Origin of the sequence: Micromonospora sp. DT47 (assembly GCF_049844475.1) — a bacterium.
In the GTDB taxonomy this organism is placed as follows: domain Bacteria; phylum Actinomycetota; class Actinomycetes; order Mycobacteriales; family Micromonosporaceae; genus Micromonospora.
Window position 1 is genome coordinate 1 of sequence record NZ_JBNCLC010000025.1, and the last position, 18684, is coordinate 18684.

Annotated in this window: 19 protein-coding genes and 4 pseudogenes; 15 read left to right on the forward strand and 8 right to left on the reverse strand. The window is 67.4% G+C overall.

Annotated elements, in window-relative coordinates; all coding sequences use genetic code 11:
• A partial coding sequence (locus tag ACLQ2U_RS27165; protein WP_425753833.1) for a hypothetical protein occupies positions 1-273 on the forward strand: 273 nt, incomplete at its 5' end.
• Positions 192-383, forward strand: a complete 192-nt coding sequence (locus ACLQ2U_RS27170; RefSeq protein WP_425753830.1) for a DUF3418 domain-containing protein — start codon at positions 192-194, stop codon at positions 381-383. The genes ACLQ2U_RS27165 and ACLQ2U_RS27170, both read left to right, overlap by 82 nt.
• Positions 384-389: 6 nt before the next feature.
• Here the strand turns inward: ACLQ2U_RS27170 and ACLQ2U_RS27175 are convergent, their stop codons facing one another.
• Positions 390-1109, reverse strand: a complete 720-nt coding sequence (locus ACLQ2U_RS27175; protein WP_425753751.1) for a DinB family protein — start codon at positions 1107-1109, stop codon at positions 390-392.
• 55 nt (positions 1110-1164) lie between these two features.
• Here ACLQ2U_RS27175 and ACLQ2U_RS27180 point away from each other — a divergent pair.
• The 6 genes and pseudogenes from ACLQ2U_RS27180 to ACLQ2U_RS27205 form a co-directional block, all read left to right on the forward strand.
• Positions 1165-1351 (forward strand): annotated as a pseudogene (locus ACLQ2U_RS27180) (ATP-binding protein); the annotation flags it as partial.
• Between the two features lie 28 nt (positions 1352-1379).
• Positions 1380-1691, forward strand: coding sequence for a transposase family protein (locus ACLQ2U_RS27185; RefSeq protein ID WP_425753752.1), 312 nt, complete (start codon positions 1380-1382; stop codon positions 1689-1691).
• A gap of 544 nt (positions 1692-2235) precedes the next feature.
• On the forward strand, positions 2236-3099 hold the full coding sequence (locus ACLQ2U_RS27190) for a hypothetical protein (protein WP_425753753.1): 864 nt from the start codon (positions 2236-2238) through the stop codon (positions 3097-3099).
• Between the two features lie 777 nt (positions 3100-3876).
• Positions 3877-5073 (forward strand): helix-turn-helix domain-containing protein, encoded by a 1197-nt coding sequence (locus ACLQ2U_RS27195; RefSeq protein WP_425753754.1) that lies wholly within the window; start codon positions 3877-3879, stop codon positions 5071-5073.
• Positions 5074-5422: 349 nt separating this feature from the next.
• Positions 5423-5872: pseudogene (locus ACLQ2U_RS27200) on the forward strand (hypothetical protein).
• Complete coding sequence (locus ACLQ2U_RS27205; protein ID WP_425753755.1) at positions 5869-6177, forward strand: hypothetical protein; 309 nt, start codon at positions 5869-5871, stop codon at positions 6175-6177. Before ACLQ2U_RS27200 ends, ACLQ2U_RS27205 begins: the two are co-directional and overlap by 4 nt.
• Positions 6178-6316: 139 nt before the next feature.
• On the opposite strand, the gene ACLQ2U_RS27210 is transcribed toward ACLQ2U_RS27205, so the two are convergent.
• The gene (locus ACLQ2U_RS27210) at positions 6317-6529 is read right to left on the reverse strand and encodes a tyrosine-type recombinase/integrase (RefSeq protein ID WP_425753831.1); all 213 of its coding nucleotides are present in this window, start codon (positions 6527-6529) and stop codon (positions 6317-6319) included.
• A 34-nt stretch (positions 6530-6563) separates the two neighbouring features.
• On the opposite strand from ACLQ2U_RS27210, the gene ACLQ2U_RS27215 reads away from it, so the two are divergent.
• Positions 6564-6776, forward strand: a complete 213-nt coding sequence (locus ACLQ2U_RS27215; RefSeq protein WP_425753756.1) for a hypothetical protein — start codon at positions 6564-6566, stop codon at positions 6774-6776.
• A gap of 44 nt (positions 6777-6820) precedes the next feature.
• A complete protein-coding gene (locus tag ACLQ2U_RS27220) occupies positions 6821-7321 on the forward strand; it encodes a hypothetical protein (protein WP_425753757.1) in 501 nt (166 codons plus the stop codon).
• A 44-nt stretch (positions 7322-7365) separates the two neighbouring features.
• On the opposite strand, the gene ACLQ2U_RS27225 is transcribed toward ACLQ2U_RS27220, so the two are convergent.
• Both ACLQ2U_RS27225 and ACLQ2U_RS27230 read right to left on the reverse strand, forming a co-directional pair.
• Complete coding sequence (locus tag ACLQ2U_RS27225) at positions 7366-8133, reverse strand: DUF402 domain-containing protein (RefSeq protein ID WP_425753758.1); 768 nt, start codon at positions 8131-8133, stop codon at positions 7366-7368.
• A 215-nt stretch (positions 8134-8348) separates the two neighbouring features.
• A complete protein-coding gene (locus ACLQ2U_RS27230; protein ID WP_425753759.1) occupies positions 8349-9260 on the reverse strand; it encodes an aminoglycoside phosphotransferase family protein in 912 nt (303 codons plus the stop codon).
• Between the two features lie 273 nt (positions 9261-9533).
• Between ACLQ2U_RS27230 and ACLQ2U_RS27235 the strand changes: the two are divergent.
• Positions 9534-10778 (forward strand): annotated as a pseudogene (locus tag ACLQ2U_RS27235) (IS701 family transposase).
• Between the two features lie 176 nt (positions 10779-10954).
• A complete protein-coding gene (locus tag ACLQ2U_RS27240) occupies positions 10955-11365 on the forward strand; it encodes a hypothetical protein (protein ID WP_425753760.1) in 411 nt (136 codons plus the stop codon).
• A 137-nt stretch (positions 11366-11502) separates the two neighbouring features.
• Here the strand turns inward: ACLQ2U_RS27240 and ACLQ2U_RS27245 are convergent, their stop codons facing one another.
• Positions 11503-11928, reverse strand: a complete 426-nt coding sequence (locus tag ACLQ2U_RS27245) for an integrase (protein WP_425753761.1) — start codon at positions 11926-11928, stop codon at positions 11503-11505.
• Positions 11929-12143: 215 nt separating this feature from the next.
• Positions 12144-12686, reverse strand: coding sequence for a GNAT family N-acetyltransferase (locus tag ACLQ2U_RS27250; protein WP_425753762.1), 543 nt, complete (start codon positions 12684-12686; stop codon positions 12144-12146).
• A 454-nt stretch (positions 12687-13140) separates the two neighbouring features.
• Between ACLQ2U_RS27250 and ACLQ2U_RS27255 the strand changes: the two genes are divergently transcribed.
• Positions 13141-13455 (forward strand): hypothetical protein, encoded by a 315-nt coding sequence (locus ACLQ2U_RS27255; RefSeq protein WP_425753763.1) that lies wholly within the window; start codon positions 13141-13143, stop codon positions 13453-13455.
• Positions 13456-13545: 90 nt separating this feature from the next.
• On the opposite strand, the gene ACLQ2U_RS27260 is transcribed toward ACLQ2U_RS27255, so the two are convergent.
• Positions 13546-14133 (reverse strand): carboxymuconolactone decarboxylase family protein, encoded by a 588-nt coding sequence (locus ACLQ2U_RS27260; RefSeq protein WP_425753764.1) that lies wholly within the window; start codon positions 14131-14133, stop codon positions 13546-13548.
• Between the two features lie 1132 nt (positions 14134-15265).
• On the opposite strand from ACLQ2U_RS27260, the gene ACLQ2U_RS27265 reads away from it, so the two are divergent.
• Positions 15266-16321 (forward strand): IS110 family transposase, encoded by a 1056-nt coding sequence (locus ACLQ2U_RS27265; RefSeq protein WP_425753765.1) that lies wholly within the window; start codon positions 15266-15268, stop codon positions 16319-16321.
• A gap of 294 nt (positions 16322-16615) precedes the next feature.
• Positions 16616-17719: a phospho-N-acetylmuramoyl-pentapeptide-transferase gene (mraY, locus tag ACLQ2U_RS27270; RefSeq protein WP_425753766.1), complete on the forward strand. Its 1104-nt coding sequence runs from the start codon at positions 16616-16618 to the stop codon at positions 17717-17719.
• Positions 17720-18089: 370 nt separating this feature from the next.
• On the opposite strand, the pseudogene ACLQ2U_RS27275 reads toward mraY, so the two are convergent.
• A pseudogene (locus ACLQ2U_RS27275) lies at positions 18090-18602 on the reverse strand (tyrosine-type recombinase/integrase); the annotation flags it as partial.
• Between the last annotated feature and the right edge of the window lie 82 nt (positions 18603-18684).

Here is an 18684-nt window from a genome sequence, read left to right on the forward strand (position 1 = left end):
CGCCACGCCCGTACGGCCGCAATCATCAATCTCCACGAGGCCAGCCGACGCCCGGAACCCCTTATTTACCAGGCTCTAAGCGTCGTCCTGCGGCTGCTGAGGCTTGAAACCCATTCGTCGCCATGCCTCGCGGATCGGTTGCAGATTGTTAGCGAAGGCTGTTGCGCTCAGATCCATCGGGTCACCGTCGAATTCAATCTTGCGACCAACGCGCCGATAGGGCGAAACAAGCTCGCCGCGCTCCCGACGGCCGCCCGCCCGGCCAGCACCTAGGTCAGGCCCGCCGGATGCTCGAGAAGTACCGCGTCCAGCTCTGGGCCCAGCAGCTCGGCACCGCGCAGACGGTCAGCGATGCCCGCATCCGCAAGATGCTGAGTCCGTAGCCGGCCCTACTCAGCGTCCTGTGCCTCGATCAGGTCGAGGTCGCGGACGCAGAAGCCGTGGTGCTCGAAGGTCTCGTTGAGCACCGTGCCGAGGCACTGCCGCACCAAGCGGCCCCGGGCGTACGGCGGCCAGACATCGTCGTCGGGCACCGGCGCTCGCGCTGCGAGCTGCACAGCGGTGACCTCGTCGAGCCAGGCCTCGAGCTCGGCGGCCTGTGCGTCACGCACGCTCACGATCTCGTCGAGGGCCGGATCGAGCGAGAGGTCAAGCCCGTGCGCTCCACGGTAGGGCTCGACGGTCGTCCCGATGCCCATCGGCGTGAACAGCTCCGTCGAGCCCAGGCAGCAGCGGCGGAACCACGAGTCGTGGACGAAGACTAGGTGGCGCATCGTCTGCACCGCCGACCACTCGTCGTTCACGCTGCGGCGCTCGATGCCGGGCGTACGGCGGATTCGCTCGATCGTGGCGGCCCAGCCGGCATGGAGCTGACGCGATGCCTCGCGCAGATCGGCAGGGTCCTCGGAGCGGATCAGCACCCGCACCGGATGACGCCGGTCGAGCTCTGCCTCGACGTACTCGGTGACCTCGACACCGTTCACCACGAGATTGGTGATGAGCCCGTCGATCACGGCATCCTGCATGACGACGCCGATCAGGCGTGCCCCGGTCAGATCGCACTCGCGGAACTCCGCACCGTGCAGATCCTCGTCGACATACCGCGTCATGCTCCGCATACTAGGTCCGAGCACCGACAAGCCAGCCTCCCCGGCTTGATTTGGCCTCTTCCAGGTCCTGACCGAGCGCGAAGAACGCAACAGCGTCGCGATCGCCTCCAACGAATCCTTCTCCGGATGGACCAAGACCTTCACCGACCCGCGCTTGTGCGCGGGCCATCGTCGACCGGCTCACCTACGGCGGCAACATCATCGAGATCGGCACACACTCCTACCGCCTCGCCCAGACCCGCTCCCGCCACGAGGCCCAGCAAGCCCAGGGTGGGGCCAAATCAGACCGTCACCGCGTCCCAGCTCGAACTACCGACTCTGTCCGACGGCGGCTACGAAGGCGCGGGCATCGGCGTGCACACCCCACTCAAACAACCTGCCGGTGACCAAGTACTCGACGTGGACAACCGCACCTACAACGCGCTCCTACGCGGACTGCGCTGCCTGGGTGAACGCGGCTTCGCGCTACTCACCGGCCGCTGGCGCACCCTCCACCACATCACCGCCAGCCCCCGCAAGATCGGCGACATCGTCAAAGCCGCACTCGTTCTCACCCATTTCGAACACGGCCGACTCACCTGAAGTAGGTGAGATCACCTCATTGGGGGTACGTCAATCGGCGCGTCGGCAGTGAGGAGTTGGCGTCCAGGCGAGGGACCGTCTAAAGATCATCGGGCACGACGGATGTCATTCCCGCCGTCAGGGCTGCGGCAAACCCGTAAGTGCCCAGCGCCGGTGCAGCGGATGCCCCAGCGGCGCCTTCCGGACCGGCCGGGCGCCGCCGTACCGCCGCAGGTAGGTCACTCGCGCCCTCGACATCGGCTGCGGTCCTGGGCCATTGACGCTCCACCGTGCGCGCCTGCCACCCGGACCAGAGGTAACAGCAGGTCAAGGCTCCTCCGTGGAGGGGCGTTGATTCGTTCCACGGCCGGGCTGAGTCTGCACGACGGCAGAGAGCCCGACCAGCACATGCACCGGCGGTTGCCGTGCAGCGCGCACGTGGGGAAATTTGTTCATCGGCCGTTCGAGAGATCATTTCCGGCTTGGGCGGTCCTACTACAGTCCGGAGATAGGTATGACTCGAGTGCTACGGAAGGAGTGCTCCATGCGTCGATACCGCACCTGGATGACCATGGGGACGATCGCGATGTTTGTGATCGCCATGCCGGCCTCGGTGGCCGACGCTGCGGCCGCCACGCCCGGCGGCCGTATCCTCTACACAAACTCCGTCGGCAGCACCTCCGGCTACTACGGAGAGTTGCGCAGCGTCCGGCCGGACGGGACGGCGATGTACGTGTACAGCCAGCCTCCTGCCGGGTTCGCATACCCCGACTACTCGCCAGACGGCACCCGGATCGCCTACGTCTATGAATTCAGCGTGCGCACCATGTCGGCGATGGACGGCTCGGACGACCGGCGGCTGGTCGACGGACCGTGCGGGCCGGCTAGCCCACGCTGGTCGCCGGACGGCAAGTCGGTCGGCTTCGAGTCGTGCGGCGACATCTACGTGGCCAGCACCGACGGGTTTTCGGTGCGTAACGTGACCCAGAGCGCATTCAACGACCTGCAAATGTCGTGGGCTCCCAGGGGCGAGCATTTCGCCACAGCGACCATGCCTGGCGTACAGATCTATCGCGCGGACGGTTCCCGGTCGCGCACACTCACCGACCTGCCGGGCGCCTGGCACCTCGACTGGAACCCCGACGGCCGCAGCATCGCCGTCCAAGCGGACGGCGACCTGTGGCTGGTCAACGCCGTGAACGGCCGCACTAAGCGGCTGACCGACACGCCGGGTATCACGGAACTGAGCCCGACCTGGTCCCCGGACGGGCGCTGGTTGTCATACGGCCGCGGCCCGAACGATCCCGACGCCTGGGACCCGAACTCCGCGGCAATCGACCCGCAGATCTGGCTGATGACCCGCGGCGGCGACCAGCCCCACTCGATCGGCGTCCACGGCGTCCCGAGCAGCTGGCGCGCCACCGACTGACCACGAGCGCGTCGGCGTCTCCCGACGCGGAGACGCCGCCGCATTCAGTAGCACTCCTGCTGCTCGGCTTTCGCGTCGCCGTTCGACTACAACGACTACGCCGTGCTGTTGCACTGGTCGTACATGACCGGTTTCCGTTGGGGCCGCGAGTACAAGGAGTCGGACCGGTGCGACATCGGTCTCGTTGCACGTCGTACATGACCGGTCGTAGCGGCAATCGCGGCGAGGGCAACCGGCAGCAACGGACGGCCAGCCGTGGAGCTGACCCCTACGTGACCCCAACCCAGTTCCAGAGCAGCACGACGAGCCAAGCCAGCAGGGGACTGCTGCCGAGGCTGCGACCGGTGGCCAAGCGGCGCTCGTCCTCTAATCGGCTGAATCGGGCGTTGCCTGAGTAGCCAGGCGAGTAGCCAACGCGGGCGGCCTAGACCGGACGACGGCGGACAGTAACGGCACGCTCAGCCAGGCATCGAGCACAGGGACCAGGAGCTGCCGCATCCTGGCAAGCGTGGGGGTCGATGCATGCCTGACATCCGCAGATGACATCAACGGAGCCGACCGCCGGCGAACACCACCGGACGGAGCGGAAGACGGAGTCTCTGAGGGCGGTCTCGTGGGACGCCCCGCGTGCCTGGTCGATGAGACTCGCCCGGCATTCTTCGCAACTAGTCTGCGGCAGGGCGCGTCGACGGTTCCTTGCGAGTACCGTCGACTGTGGCGGCCCGCCGGAGTAGCGGCCGGCGGCCCGCCGCCCAGACCGCTACCTGGGAGACGACGATGACCGACCCCACGACCTTTGGTGCGCGTCTTCGCGCTCACCGCGAACGCGCAGGGAAGACCCGTCTGGTCCTCGGTGGACTCGTCGGCCGTAGCGCCGAGTGGGTCAAGGCCCTGGAGAATGGCCGTCTCCTCCCGCCCCGCCTGCCTATGCTGCTTCGCCTGGCCGAGGTGCTCGACATCTCCGATCTGGCGGAGCTGACCGGCGACCAGTCCCTGCCGGTCGCGTCGGTAACCCGCGCCGGTCACCCCGATATCGACAACGTTGCCGCCGCCATGCAGCGCACTACCGTGCCGGTCGGCGATCCGACGCCCGTCGACGCGCTGCGGAGCCTGCTCGACCAGGCGTGGGCGCTGTGGCACCGGTCGACCGTCGAGCGTACGGCCGTCGCCGCGGTGCTTCCCGGGCTGCTGGCTGATGCGCAACGCAGCGCTCGCCGGTTGGACGGCCTGGCCCGCCGGCAGGCGCTTGTCGAGTTGGCGCGTGTCTACCACCTTGCGCAGTTGTACATGGCCCACCAGCCGTATCCGGAGTTGGTGTGGCTCGCCGCCGACCGGGCGATGCTCGCCGCGCAGGACGCCGACGACTCCGCTGCGATCGCCGTAGCCGCCTGGTACTACGCCCACGTCTACCGTGGCGCGAATCAGGTCGACGCCGCTGAACAGGTGCTCGTCGACGCCGCGGTCCTGGTTGACCCGGCTGCGGGTGGTGAGCAGTTGGCGCGGTGGGGGCAGGCGCAGCTCGGCATCGCGCTGGGGCACAGCAAGGCCGGGCGGCCCGGGAAGGCATGGCGCGCGTGGGACGCCGCCGGCGAGGCCGCGAGCCGGCTTGGTAGCGGGTACGCCCACCCCTGGCTGATGTTCGGGCCGGCCGCCTGCGCGGCGTACGCGGTCACCATTGAGACGGACCTGTGTCGAGCCGGTGAGGCCGTCCGGCGGGCCGACACAGCGGACTATCGGGCGCTGCCGTCGCACACCCGTCGGGCTGGCGCCCTGATCGAGGCCGCTCGGGCGCACATGCTGCACCGAGGCGAGGTCGCGGCGATTCACCTGCTCGGCCGGGCACTGCGAGAGAGCGTGGACACGGTGCGGCACCATCCGTACGCCCGCACGGTCGCTCTGGAGCTGTCGAACCGGCCGGGCACGGTCGGGGAGGACGCGCGGGAACTGGCTCTCGCGATCGGGGTGATGGGGTAGCGCTACCTCGGGTACAAACTCTCCCCGCCGCCGCCCGTGACCGCTCGTAGCGTCGAGGTCACTGGCGGCGGCGGGGCTCTTTTAGTCTCGATACCCGATAGGACCTGACGAGACTTGCCGCCTTCCGACGCTCGATGAGGAGGCGGAACCTGTGGCGATCTGGTCCGAGCTGTGCAAGCTGGTGCGGTGGCTGTTCCGACGGCCGGAGCCGCCGCCACCGCCGGGCATCGGGCAGCGGTACCAGGCGAGCGAGCAGGCGGAGGCGCAGCGGCGGCTGCTCGACCAGGCGGAGCGGTTGCGGGAAACGCAGTGGTACTGCGAGCCGACGCAGATGGTGCCGACTATGCCGATGACGCTGGGCCAGCGCACCGGCTACGGGACGCAACCCACGGGTGAGCCGAGTGGGGGCCGGCTCTCATGGCATGTCGACTCCAGACAGGCGGCGCGTCGTGTGCGACGAGTATTTGCTCGCGACTGCCCTGACCCTCGCCCGACGGCACCGGCCGGTCTGGTCCTGGCAGAGCTGGCGGCGCATCTGCCGATGCGGTGTTGAACTGCCCTGCCATACCGGGCACCGGATCCCGATCAACCGTGGTCACTGGCCGAACGGAGAAGCCGAGCGAGCGGCGACCAGGAACAGGCGATTCTCGCGGTACACGTCCGTGGGCTCGACGGGATGTGCGTCGGTTGCCGAGTGTGGTGGTCGCGGCTGGTGCCGTACCCGTGCTGGCAGGTGGATTGGGCGACCAGGCGGCAGGCCCGCGTGATCACCACCCGGTTCCTGGCTGGTGTGCGGTGACCACCCACGGCCCGGTCATGCCGATCTGGAGCTGCGGAGGCTGCGACCTTCCGTGGCCCTGCTCGACGCGGAGGCGGGAGCTTCGAGCGGAGTATGCGGATGCTCCAGTATCTCTGGCCCTCTACCTCGGCTCCTACCTCGTCCAGGCCGCCGAGGACATGCCCTGGACGCCGGCCGGCGCGTTGCACCGCCGCTTCCTCGGGTGGACCAGAGAGGCCGAGCGGTCAAAGCCAGCAGTACAGCAGCGAAGTACAGCAACCCTGCCAGCCACACCAGGCCGAGACGATCCCCAGCAGGCCGGATGACCTCGGACGACACCCGATCCGACCGGCTTGCCGAGAGTTCACACCGAAGAGGTCACTGGTTCGATCCCAGTATCGCCCATGATCGGAATAGCGCAGAAGAGGCACCCTCGGGAGAGGGTGCCTCTTGCTGATTCCATCGTCATTCGTCGTTGGACGTCAGCGGATCGTCAGCGAATGCGTCGCGGATGCGTTGGGGCCGTCCGTCCGACCGGTGGGTGTAGAGGTTCAGCGTGGTCGACGGTTTCTCGTGGCCCATCACGGCCTGGACGTCGTTGACCGGGACGCCCCGCGACACCAGCTCCGTCGCGTACGAGTGCCGCAGGTCGTGGAAGCGCAGGCCGCCCGGCGCCATCTTCGCCACGTGCGACACCGCCTCCCGCTCGGTGGTGAACTCCGCCGACCACTCGACACCCTCGGAGTCGACCCAGGCCGCACGCCACTTGATGGCCTACGACGACGGCGAGCACGGCTTGGCGCAGCGCTACCTGATCCAGGCGCTCCGGCTCGCCCAGGCGTCGAACAGCACCGCTCTCGGCGCTTACGTCCTAGCGGGCATGTCAGACCAGGCGAACCTGCTGGGGCATCCCGCGAGGCACTGATGCTGGCACGAGCTGGCCGCCGAGGGCTTGCCGAAGGTGAGTCCGTGGCATGCCTCGCAGACCTGCACATCCTTGAGGCGCGTGCCCTCGCAGCCCTCGGTGATGCCCCCGCCGCCGCTGCGTCCGTTGCACGAGCTGAGGAGGTGTTCGCCCGAGTCCAGCACGACGATGAACCTGCGTGGGCCAAGTTCATCGACACTCCGTACCTGCTCGGCGAGGCTGCCCACTGCTTCCGTGACCTCAAGCAGCCGGCAGAGATCGAACGGTTCGCCACGGAATCCGCCATCGGCGCACGGCGGCAGGGGAGGGCGCGCCGCGGTGCGCTGAGCGAGGCAGCGCTGGCGGTGGCCGACCTCGACCGCTCCGACGTAGATGCCGCGGCGTCTCGCGCAACGCGGGTTGTCGAGCTCTCGGCATCAGTCAACTCGTCCCGTGCTATTGAGACCGTCCGCGACCTGCAACGGCGGATGGAGCCCTACCCGAAGGTGCCGGAAGTTCAGCGCTTCAACGCTCGCGCTTGCGAGCTGCTTGGGCTGGCGGCGTAGAGAGGTGTAGGAGGCAGGGCAGCGTTAGAAGGCAGTCGGGCCAGTCAGGGCCCGGCTGTCTTTGTGTGTGGGTCGAGAGCGGCAAGCGCGGTTTGCGGCGGCCAGTTCGTGGCCTGGCTGCACCCGTGCCGACATGCCTCCTTGCCCCCGGAAGTGGCAGCGAGGTCGGGGACGATGACGCCATGGCTGGGCGTGTCCCACCAGTAGGGCAGAGGGGTTGGCGACCACGCTGGATCTGGCCGGAAGTCGCACCAGGTGCCGTCGAATGGAAACTCACCGCCTTCGGCGCGGACGATGAGTCGCTCACCCTCGGCGCGGATTTGGGCAGCGTCAGCGGCATCCCAGAAGAGCGGGTCGCCGGTCTGTGCGGCGAACTCGTCCTCGTCCTTCCATGACCAGCTGCGGTTCGGGGCGACGAGCAGGTCGAGGGCCTGGTCCTGCACGTCGACGCCACCGGCCCAGCGGTGAACCGGGGCTTCCAAGTTGACGTACCAGCCGACGAAGTCGCCGGCGGCGTCCCATGACCACCAGATCGAGTGACCAGCACCCGGCGGCATCAGCATCAGTGTTCGATATGGCTGCCAGGAGCCGGGCTGAAGCAGGGTCGGCATGACCAACTCGTCCCGAACGGGCAGGACTCGCGTCGGTGTGCCGTCGAGAGCGACCCGGCCCACCGTTGCCGATCCTCGGTCCACCCAGAACAGCAGACCACGTACGTCGTCCGAGACGACCCGCCCGCACTGGACCGCAGCGATACGCCCATCCGGATGCATGCCGCGTCTCACGATTGCCTGCCCGTACCGATAGCGCATCCCGGCAGGGTAGTCAGGCCGATCATGTCAAGCGCGTGGTGGGACGCCACTGTCAGCATGTCCCGTGACGGGACGTGGAGCTGCCTGCGATTGTGATCCGACAGCAGATCCGCGACACATGTCCGCCAACTGATGTGCGACAGGTCCAGAACCTAGTACTCCAGCCGGGGATTGTGATGATGGCTCGGTGAGGGCTTGCCGGGCGTAGTGGCTGTTCATGGCTTGGGTTTGATGACGGCGCCGGCCGTGTATTCAGAGAAGATCTCGCCGAGGATGCGCAGCGCGCTCGCGGCGGGCTTGTCGGCATCGCCCGGGGTGTAGGCGCAGGTGACGAGTGTCTTCCAGAGGGCCCAGCCGCGCCCGCGCGCCCATGTCGCCTCATCGACCGACAGCCGCTCCCGGAACGCCTGCCGGCCGTCAGCGGTCAGCAGTGTCCACGCGATTGCCAGGTCACAGGCTGGATCGCCGACGCCACATGTCCCGAAATCGATGACAGCTGCCAACTCCCCATCGATGAGCAGGAGATTTCCTTGGGCGACGTCACCGTGGAACCAGATCTGCACACCGTTCCAGCGTGCGTCCAGTGCGCTCTGCCAGATCTCGCAAGCCAGGTCGATGTCGACGTGGCCGTCGAGTGCCGTGAGCGCGCGCTGGGCTTCCCCCTCGTAGGTGCGCAGCGTGCCGCCCCGGAACCAGTTGTGCTGTCCGGGGCGGGGACCGTCAGTGGTATCGACGCTCTGCAAGGCCGCCAGGAACCCGGCCAGGTCGAGCGCGAACCGGACGGGGTCGGCGATGCTGTCCGCGCTCGCAGGCTCGCCGTCGAGCCATGGGTAGACCGACCACGAGTAGGGGTAGCCCGCGCCGGGTTCACCTTTCGCCAGTGGGGTGGGGATGGGCAGCGGGAGTCGGGGGGCGAGCGCCGGAAGCCACCGGTGTTCCTTATCGACCGCCAAGGCGTACTCGGATGCGCTGGGCAAACGCACCGACATCCGCGGGCCGAGGTGGAAGGTCCAGTTGTCCCAGCCACCGTTGGCTACGGGCTGAACCGAGAGGCCGGCCCACTGAGGGAACTGGTCGGCAACAAGCCGACGCACCTGATCCGCGTCGACGGTAATGCGCTGGGGCATGGGACCGAGGTGCGGTGTGCTACTCACTGAGACATCCTTGTCTGACAAGGAAAACTGAAGTGTGTGGATCTGAACGACAGCTCGCCGCCTGAGCAAACCCTATAGCTGCTCCAGTCCGGATGTTGACCTTGGCTGAGCGACGGGTTGAGGTGGTGCAGGAACGAAGGCAGCCACCGCCGATCATGGACGGTTGTGTGGACTGACCATGACGCAGCGGTGGCTGCCGGATACAGGGTAGATGCCCAGCGATGGCGGGTGTTGTTCGACGACCTGATGCTGACCGTCGGGCAACGTTTCCGCAGGCCTGAGCCCCGTCGCCTGGTGCGTGACTTCGTCCGGGGCTTGCTGGCGCCGCTGCCACGCAAGAACTGCTGGACCCTTGCCGAGTATGCCGGGGATGCCGGCCCGGACAGGATGCAGGATCTGCTGACCCGAGTGAGGTGGGACGACGCCGATGTCCGCGCCGATGTCCGCGAGTTCGTCGGCCACCACCTCGGCGAGGCCGAGGCTGTGCTGGTCATCGACGAGACCGGTGATCTGAAGAAGGGCCGGCACACCGTCGGCGTCCAGCGGCAGTATTCCGGCACGGCCGGGAAGATCGAGAACTGCCAGCTCGCCGTGCATCTCGTCTACGCCACCGAAACCGGTCACGCGATGCTCGACACGGCCCTCTACCTGCCGAAATCCTGGTGCGATGATCCCGAGCGCCGGGCCCAGGCCGGTATACCGGAGCAGGTGCGGTTCGCCACCAAGTCGCAGCTGGCAGCCTCGATGATCGAGGCAGCTGTAACCGCCGGGCTGCCCTGCCGTTGAGTGGCCGGCGACGAGGCCTACGGCGGTGACCCGCGCCTGGGCGCCCGGCTGCGCGCGCTGCGGCTGGGCTACGTCGTGGCGGTGGCCTGTTCCCATCGGGTGACCACCGGCCTGGGTGTCTACCGCGCCGATGCGCTGGCCGCGGGTCTCCCCACCGATGCGTGGCAACGCATGTCCGCCGGCCGCGGCGCCAAGGGACGCCGCTACTACGACTGGTCCTTCACTGCCCTGCCGCACGCCGCCGACAGCCACGGCGGACACCACTGGCTGCTGATCCGCCGCAACCGCACCACCGGCGAGCTGGCCTACTACCGCTGCTGGTCACCCGATCCCGCCGCGCTGCGCACCCTCGTCGCGGTCGCGGGCCGCCGGTGGAAAATCGAAGAGTCGTTCCAGGCCGCGAAGACCGGACTCGGCCTCGATCAGCACCAAACCCGCCGCTGGACATCCTGGCACCGCTGGACCACCCTCGCGATCCTGGCCCACGCCTTCCTCGCCGCCGCGACCGCCAGTCACCGCCAAAGCCGCGAGCCCACCGGGCTGATCCCGCTGACCGTCAACGAGCTCCGCCACCTCTTCAACATCCTGATCATCGAACCAACCCGCCGCCGCACTGACCCGCTGCTCTGGTCGATCCGCCGGCGCCGTCACCAAGCCCGAGCCATGACCAGCCACTACGCCCGGCAAGCCCTCACCGAGCCATGATCACAATCCCCGGCTGGAGTACTAGGGGCGGCAGGTTGGCCGCCGACGAAACGTCCTGTCATGCCGATGAGCGCGCACTCGATCTTTTCGTCTCTTCGCGGCATCGTGGCCCTGGAACGTTCTGCGCTGCCGGGATCAGATGCGGCGCGGGCGACACGGCAAGCGACAATGAGAGGGTGACCGACGCCGTATCGTCTTCCCTGTCTGCTGTGATTGACCTCATCGATGGATACATGCATCGAGTGCTGAAGGGCAGAGAAGATCCGGTGTTCGTGGTCGAGGAGCTGAAGGGTGCGCTGACCGAGCTGCACCCCAAGGTCGACGTGGGGAATGTTGACGGGCTGTACCCCATCTACGCGGACTTGTCGGACATCGTCGACGGCTACCCGTTCGACTACGACGATGGTACTGAGATGATCGCCCAACGGGAGATTCGCGACGCTGCCTGGGACTGGTTAAGCATTCCGCGCAATGCCGACGGGATGAAGACCTACGTTGACCACTGGACCGCGAGAATCGCGGCCTTACCGACGACCGAGGGTGGACGGCCATTCCGCGGCAACGCAGGTCGGCTGGAAGGCGAATAGCACCTGGCAACTGCGACCTGGTCCAGTCTCGCCGGGCGGCCGGAATTGCATCCGCGTCTGCCGCGAACCGCGCGCTACGGCCTGTTACGGCAAGCGGATCGCCTCAGCGGCGGGTCATGCCGATGCGCGAAAGACGGTCATCCTCGATGACGACGTTCGTAGGCGCGGATAACTCGAAGCGTGGGATCCGCGCTCTCTGACGTGCGCAGCCGATCGGTCAGAAGGAAATCGGGCAAGGTGAACCCGGCCGCATGTTCGTGCTTGGACAGCACGAACGTTCCGCCCTGCTTCTCAGGCTGCCACCCGTGCTTCAGGGCGTAGCTGATGACGGCTCGCACGTCGGCCGATGCCGGATGGGCGCCGTCGGTCGCGCATGCCCCCCACGGTGCCGGCCAGGCGACCGACAGCAGATCCGCCTGGAGTGCCTGGCTCGTCTTCCCAGCGCCCCAGACCCGCAGGCGAATGCATCGGTGGCAATCACCGCTGCCCTGCACGTGATGAATCTCCGCGCGCCACACGAAGGTCCGCGCGTCGATTCGCAGCTGCCGCAGTCGAGTCCGCACGTGGGTCACCTCGCGGTCAATCTTTCCCGATCCGCGGATGCCAGCCAACGTATTTGCCCGTGACACGTGCCGCCAATCGGGTGCCGTGGTGTGCACGCCTCTGCCGCGATGGGCGCGCTACCCGACGTCATCGACCTGGTTGGCGCCGTTGGCCGACCTGCCGTGCTGACACCAGGACCGTCGGGCCACGGACGAATGTAAGCCGTCGCCGGTCGTCAGGCCGGTTGCTGCTGCATGACCCAGATGGACAGGGGCTCGGTCAGGGTACGTACGACCTGCCATCCGGCACGGCGGTACACCTCGACGTTGGCCGGGTTGCTGGTCTCTAGGACCGCGGGCAGGCCGTCCGCGGCGGCTCGGCTCAGCCCAGCGTCCATGACAGCGTGACCCCACCGACGACCGGCGCTGTCCGGGTGAGTGCCCAGGACACCGAGGTACCAAAACGGGGAGGTCGGTAGGGCGGCGTGCACGGCCCGGTCGTAGGCGCGGACGCGGGCGAGCGCGTCGGCGGGCAGGTGAGCGGAGAGGTCGTCGTCCGAGGACGCGTTCGCGGTTGTGGGAGGTTCCCAGATGGCGGTCGATGCGCCGCGCTCTATCGTCCAGATCGTCCCCTTCTGCACACGCTTGTCGAAGAGGTGCCCGAAGAAGGTGGCCGCATACAGCGGGTAGGTCCCCTCGTCAGGGAAGAGATACCGCAGGACAGGGTCCTTGGGGAACGAGGCGACCAATGAACTGACGACTCGCGCACGGTCCGCCACGGTCGCAACGGTGATTTCGGGGGGTCGCACAGCCTCGGACCTTATCCACTCCGCCGTATCACGCCGACCGATTATCGACTCGGCCGGAGAGGATGGATTCGCTCGTGCCGCTGACCGCGCGTCACGCAGCGTCACGGTTGGACGACCAAGACGGCGCTCGGTCTTGCCGAATAGTGGACGTCGGCGCCCCGGACGGTCGGGGCATGATGTTGGGTGCGGATTGGTAGCGAAACCGGAGGCAGTGGAGTGAACGGAGTGCTCACTAACGATGAACGCCGTGTCGTTGGTTGTGCGCACCAACTTGGGCTCATACTGAGCAGTCACTGGCCAGATGTAGCCGCTCACTTCCTCGCACAAGGGGCGGAGGGGGACGCGGTTGCGGAACTCGCCGGCCCGTCCCGGACGGCGTCGCCTTGGTTTGTGGACCAATTGGTGCCCGAGTTGCTGTCTGAACTTGCCATTACTGATTTGCCCCGCAGACGAGGCCAGCGAGTTGGTCGGGCGTCTGGTTGGGCAGGCGGTATCCGCGCGAACAGACGCTGACGAGTTCGCGACGGTCCGGGAACTGGCGCGACTGAGCCCAGACCTCGACTACCCCGGTGGCGTTATCGGCGACGCCTACTACGCATCAGAATGGCTGGACTGCGAATGCCATGCCGATTCGCCCGAACGTGATGCAGCGGTTGCTTTGGAAGCCACCCTACGCACCAGCAACCCGTTGGACATTGACCCCGGGTTGCTGTCGGCTGTGACCGCCACCGTCGTCTGACGTCAGCCAGACCGAGCGCGCATCCGGATCTGCCGCTGACAGCGCGAGCGTCACGGCGCCGCTGTCGGTGGAGGCCAAGGTTGTGTGCGCCTAGACTTGGCGGCCGTAGGTGACGGCTTCCCGGACGAGCCGAGGTGCTTTCTCAGCAAGCTGCGGATCTGGCCGTGCGCCCAGCGCGTCGTTGACAGTGGAGAACGCCAGCCGGAACGCGACCCAGGTCGTCGCCTCGAAGATCTCCTGGTCATTGAGACCCGCGTCGCGTAAGCGCTCCACGTTGGCCTCGGTCGTGGCATTCGGATCCTGGACGACCTGACGAGACCAACCGGCCAGTGCGGCCTCCCGCTCGGACAGGTCACTATTGACGCCTTGCAGCACCCTTGCGGCGGTCGCCTCGTCACTGAGTTCGGCCAGCCTGGAACCCCACGCCAGCGCACAGTAAGCATCGCTGCGGGCAGCGGCGGTGGCGGCGACCATCACGGCTACTTCCCTTGGCGACAGGCCTGAATCGGCCAGGAGACCAGCACGCAGGGCCTGGAAGGACGCCAGCACATCAGGTCGCCAGCACCAGACACGAGTGAGGTTGTTGACGTAGCCGTCGGAGGTGAGATCGCCCTCGTAGGCGGCAGTCACCGCCGGGCTTTGCGGCGGATCGGCGAGGAACGCAGCCGGACGGTTCATAGGGTCAGTGTGCTGCACCCAGCGACCGCCCAAAGACCGATCAACGACAGCTCGGAAGTCACATTCTTCTCCCGCGAGTCGTGGGTCTCTGCCCGACGCACCCCAGACGGCTCTGGTCACGGCGTGCGATCGGCACACCATGATGGTCGCCCTCCCCGCCGGCATCCTCAACTGCCGCGATGCGCGCTCCTGGCGCGGACAGTGACGGCCTCTGCGGTGTCATGAGGATCATGTCAGGCATCAGGTGGGACGCGAGTGTCAAGCAGGTCCCGGGACACGCCAGCGCCAGACGGCATCCCGTTGCCGAATTCCGCTCTATCAGATCAAGGCGCTCCGCGCGGCGCGGGGCGGGGCGCGGCAAACGGCTCCTGCGGAGCCGCCGCCCCGGCGCAAGGGCGCCGGGGCGGAAAAGTCAGCCGGCCCGAACCCCACGCCCCGCCCCGCGCGTCACCCCTGGGTCAGTGAAGTGACCCGGTGACGAGTCCCGACGTTGACCGGGACCAGGACGACAACGTCTCCCTACCGTCTCTTTCCACCTCGTGACGTCTCACCGCGGACCGGTCTGCGGTCGGCCGGGGCGAGTTGCCGAACGGAATCCGTCGGCCGCTCACGGGTCCGAGGTGGGGAAGGGGTGAAGGTGAGGGAGGGAAGCGGTGGGTGGGGCGGGGTTGGGGTTAGAGCTGCCTCCTGCGGGGGTCAGACGACTCCAGGATGGAGTTGCCGAACGGTTCCGGGTTGTGGGTGGTGGGGGTGGGATGCCATCCCGCCAGCCACCGACCCAGGCAAGCCGAGCAGACCAGGGCCAGGGTGACAAGGTCGTACGTCCGGTAGGGCGCTCCACCTTGTCACCCTGGCCCTGGCCCGCTCCACGGTGTGTGGGTCGGCGGCAGACAGTGAGGATGGTGGGGTGGGTCGCCGGGCTGGTCTGACTCACCGGCAGACCGACGGTTGCTGTCCTCATCCCGATTCGTCGGCCACGCCCGGTGGCCTCGCGAGCTGCATGTCACCGGTCAGGCGTCGTGACCTGATAGGAGCCTGTGCGAGAGGCGCCCACCACTGTGTTGTCCGATCACCTGACCGGTGACGTGTCCACAGATTCTCGACGCAGACGAGAAAGGCGGACCTCACCAGCATGGCAGCCAAGAAGCGATCAGTTATCGGTGGTGTCGACACGCACCGCGACACACACCACGCCGCCGTCATCGACAGCACGGGCGGGCTGCTGGGCGACGCCGAGTTCCCGGCGACCACAGCTGGCTATGTGGATCTGCTGGCCTGGATGCGCTCCTTCGGACGGGTATCGGCCGTGGGCGTGGAGGGCACGGGCAGCTACGGGGCCGGCCTGGCCCGCTATCTGACCAGCAAGAAGGTCGCTGTCACAGAGGTGGATCGGCCGGACCGCCGCGCCCGCCGCCGCCAGGGCAAGTCCGATCCGATCGACGCCATCGCGGCCGCCCGGGCAACCCTCGCCGGCACCGCCATGGGCACCCCCAAGACCCGCACCGGACCGGTCGAGGCGATCCGCGCCCTCAGGGTCGCCCGCCGAGGAGCGGTCAAAGCGCGCACCGCCGCCCTGAATCAGATGCGTGGCCTGGTCGCCGCCGCCCCCGAACCCCTGCGAGCCCGACTGACAAAGCTCAGCGCCGCCGTGCTGGTCCGTCGCTGCACGAGCCTGACCTACGACCCCACGAAGCTTCACGAGCCGGAACATGCCACCGCGGCAGCCCTGGCCGGCCTTGCCCGCCGGGTCGCTGCCCTCACCGACGAGATCACCATCCTCGACCGGCAGGTCACACCCATTGTTGCCCAGGCGGCACCTCGCACCAGTGCCCTGTTCGGCGTCGGTCCCGACGTCGCCGCTCAACTGCTCACCACCGCCGGCGACAACCCCGACCGGCTGCACTCCGAAGCAGCCCTCGCACACCTCTGCGGCGCAGCACCCATCCCGGCCAGCTCCGGACGGGTGCGCCGCCACCGCCTTCACCGCGGAGGCGACCGCGGCGCCAACCACGCCCTGCACACCATCGCCCTGTGCCGCATGCGCTACGACCAGCGAACCCAGACCTACGTCCGCCGTCGCATCACCGAAGGCCTCAGCAAGCAAGAGATCCCGCGCTGCCTCAAGCGCTACATCGTCCGCGACGTCTACACCGCCATGGTCGCCGACTTCACCGCCCTGACCGCTTGACCTCGTTAGGAGCATCGGGATGGCTTAGGCTTCCTGGTCGGGCAAGGCCACAAGTTGAACCTCGGGCCTGGCGCTGCAAGATCGTCGTCGGATTCGTGTCGGCGAGTTACGAACCACGGCGCTGTGAGGTCCCCAGGGCTGCTCCGCTCGCCGTCGGATGGCAAGCTCGTGTCTCGTGATCGATGATTTCGCTAAGGACTATCTGCACGGCCAGCTCAGGTCGATACGTCAGGCGCTGATCTGGACACTCGGTGGGGACGCCGTGAGAAATCCGGATCTCGCGGAGGTTCGCCCGTGAGGGCGGTCATCGTCGCGGCTGCGGTCGCGTTCATCATCTCCCTGTTCGGCACGCCGGTGGCGATCCGCGTCTTTACCGCGCTCAAGGCCGGCCAGCCGATCCGATCCATCGGGCTTGCCAGCAACCAGGGCAAGAAGGGCACGCCCACGATGGGCGGCGTCGTCTTCATCGTGGCGACCGTCTTCGCCTACGTCGCCGGGCACATCGCCCTGACCACCGTGCCCGAGCGGCAGATCGCGCAGGAGGGGCCGACCATGACGGCCCTGGTGCTGCTCGGGCTGTTCGTCTTCTGCGGCGCGGTCGGCTTCTTCGACGACTTCCTCAAGGTGCGCCGGCGCAACTCCGACGGACTGTCCGCCAAAGGCAAGCTGCTCGGCCAGGCGATCGTCGGCGGCGGGTTCGGCATCGCCGCTCTCTACGTGCCGAGCACCAACGGCCAGACCGTGGCCAGCGAGCACATCTCGCTCATCCGCGACATCAGCTGGCTGAACGTCGGCAAGGTCGGCGCGGTCATGGTCATCGTCTTCGTGATCATGGCGATGTCGAACGGCGTGAACCTCACCGACGGCCTCGACGGCCTGGCCACCGGCGCGTCGATCCTGGTGCTCGGCGCGTACGCGCTGATCGGCTTCTGGCAGTACCGGCACTGGTGCGCCGACGACGCGTACGCCCGCGTGAACGACTACTGCTACCAGGTCCGGGATCCCCTGGAGATCGCCATGATCGCGGCGGCGGCGGCCGGCGCCTGCGTGGGCTTCCTGTGGTGGAACACGTCCCCGGCGCGGATCTTCATGGGTGACGTGGGCTCGCTCGGGCTCGGCGCCCTGATCGGCGGGCTCGCAGTGGCAACCCGCACGACGCTGCTTTCGGTCATGATCGGCGGGCTCTTCGTCATCATCACGACGACCTGGGTGATCCAGATCGTCTCGTTCCGGACCACCGGTAGACGTGTCTTCCGGATGGTGCCGTTGCACCACCATTTCGAGTTGGCCGGCTGGAGCGAGGTCAATATTGTGGTCCGGTTCTGGATCGTGGCCGGTGTCTGCGTGGCGGTCGGCCTGGGCCTGTTCTACTCGGATTTCTTGGCGGTCGTTGGATAAAGTCACGCGACACGCCTGGGTCGTGCCACCGACGGTGATCCGCCGGGCAGCCTGGTTCCCCACCAGAGTGCCAGCGTCTGGCAGCAGCATTGCCTAAGCCGGTCGCGGCCAGACCCTCGGTCGCTGTGTCAGCAAGAAGTCAGCAAGAGGTCTGGCGTCATCCATCACGGGGCGACCTCCGGCGGCGGCTGGAGCGCACGCGACGACATCACGTGGTATCGGCTGTGAACTGGCGACACGCGAGATCGACGTTCACACCGAAGAGGTCACTGGTTCGATCCCAGTATCGCCCACGCAGGTCAAAGGCCACTTCCCGGATTCGGGAGGTGGCTTTTTTGCTGTCGTACAGCAGCTTTGTACAGCAGCCCGGTCATTGGGCGAGTGATTCGCCGAGCCGCTTGAGTGCTTCTCTCGTCGCCTTCGAAGAGACCTGGGTGTAGATCTCCATGGTCACGGAGAAGCGGGCGTGCCGGAGGACCTGCATGGCGACTCGCGGGTGGACGTCGAGGTCGGCCAGCAGCGTGGCGCAGGTACGCCGCGCGTCGTGGACGGTGATCGGTCTGACCTTCGCCTTCTCGCACCGCGTCTGCCAAGAGCGCTGGAAGTTGCGCGGCTCGATGGGCGTGCCATAGCGGGTGGTGAATACGAGGTCGGTTTCGTGCCAGGCATTGCCGGCGGCTGCTCGTGCCTCGTCGCGTTGTTCGCTTCTCAGCCTGAGTGCGGTCACGCAGATGTCGGGCAGGGGGAGTGTGGCGTCGGACGCCTGGGTCTTGGTGTCGCGGTAAAGGAGCTGCCCGCGGACGCGTTGCAGTTGGCGGCCGACTGTCAGCTCTCCGGCGTCGAGGTCGACGCCTGCCCAGATGAGCCCCAGCGCCTCGCCCTTGTACTGGAAGGACGAGGGCTCACAACCTCCTTGTCGTAGCGTGCACAGGGCCAGAGGCCGGGTCCCGTTTCCGGGTACCCGG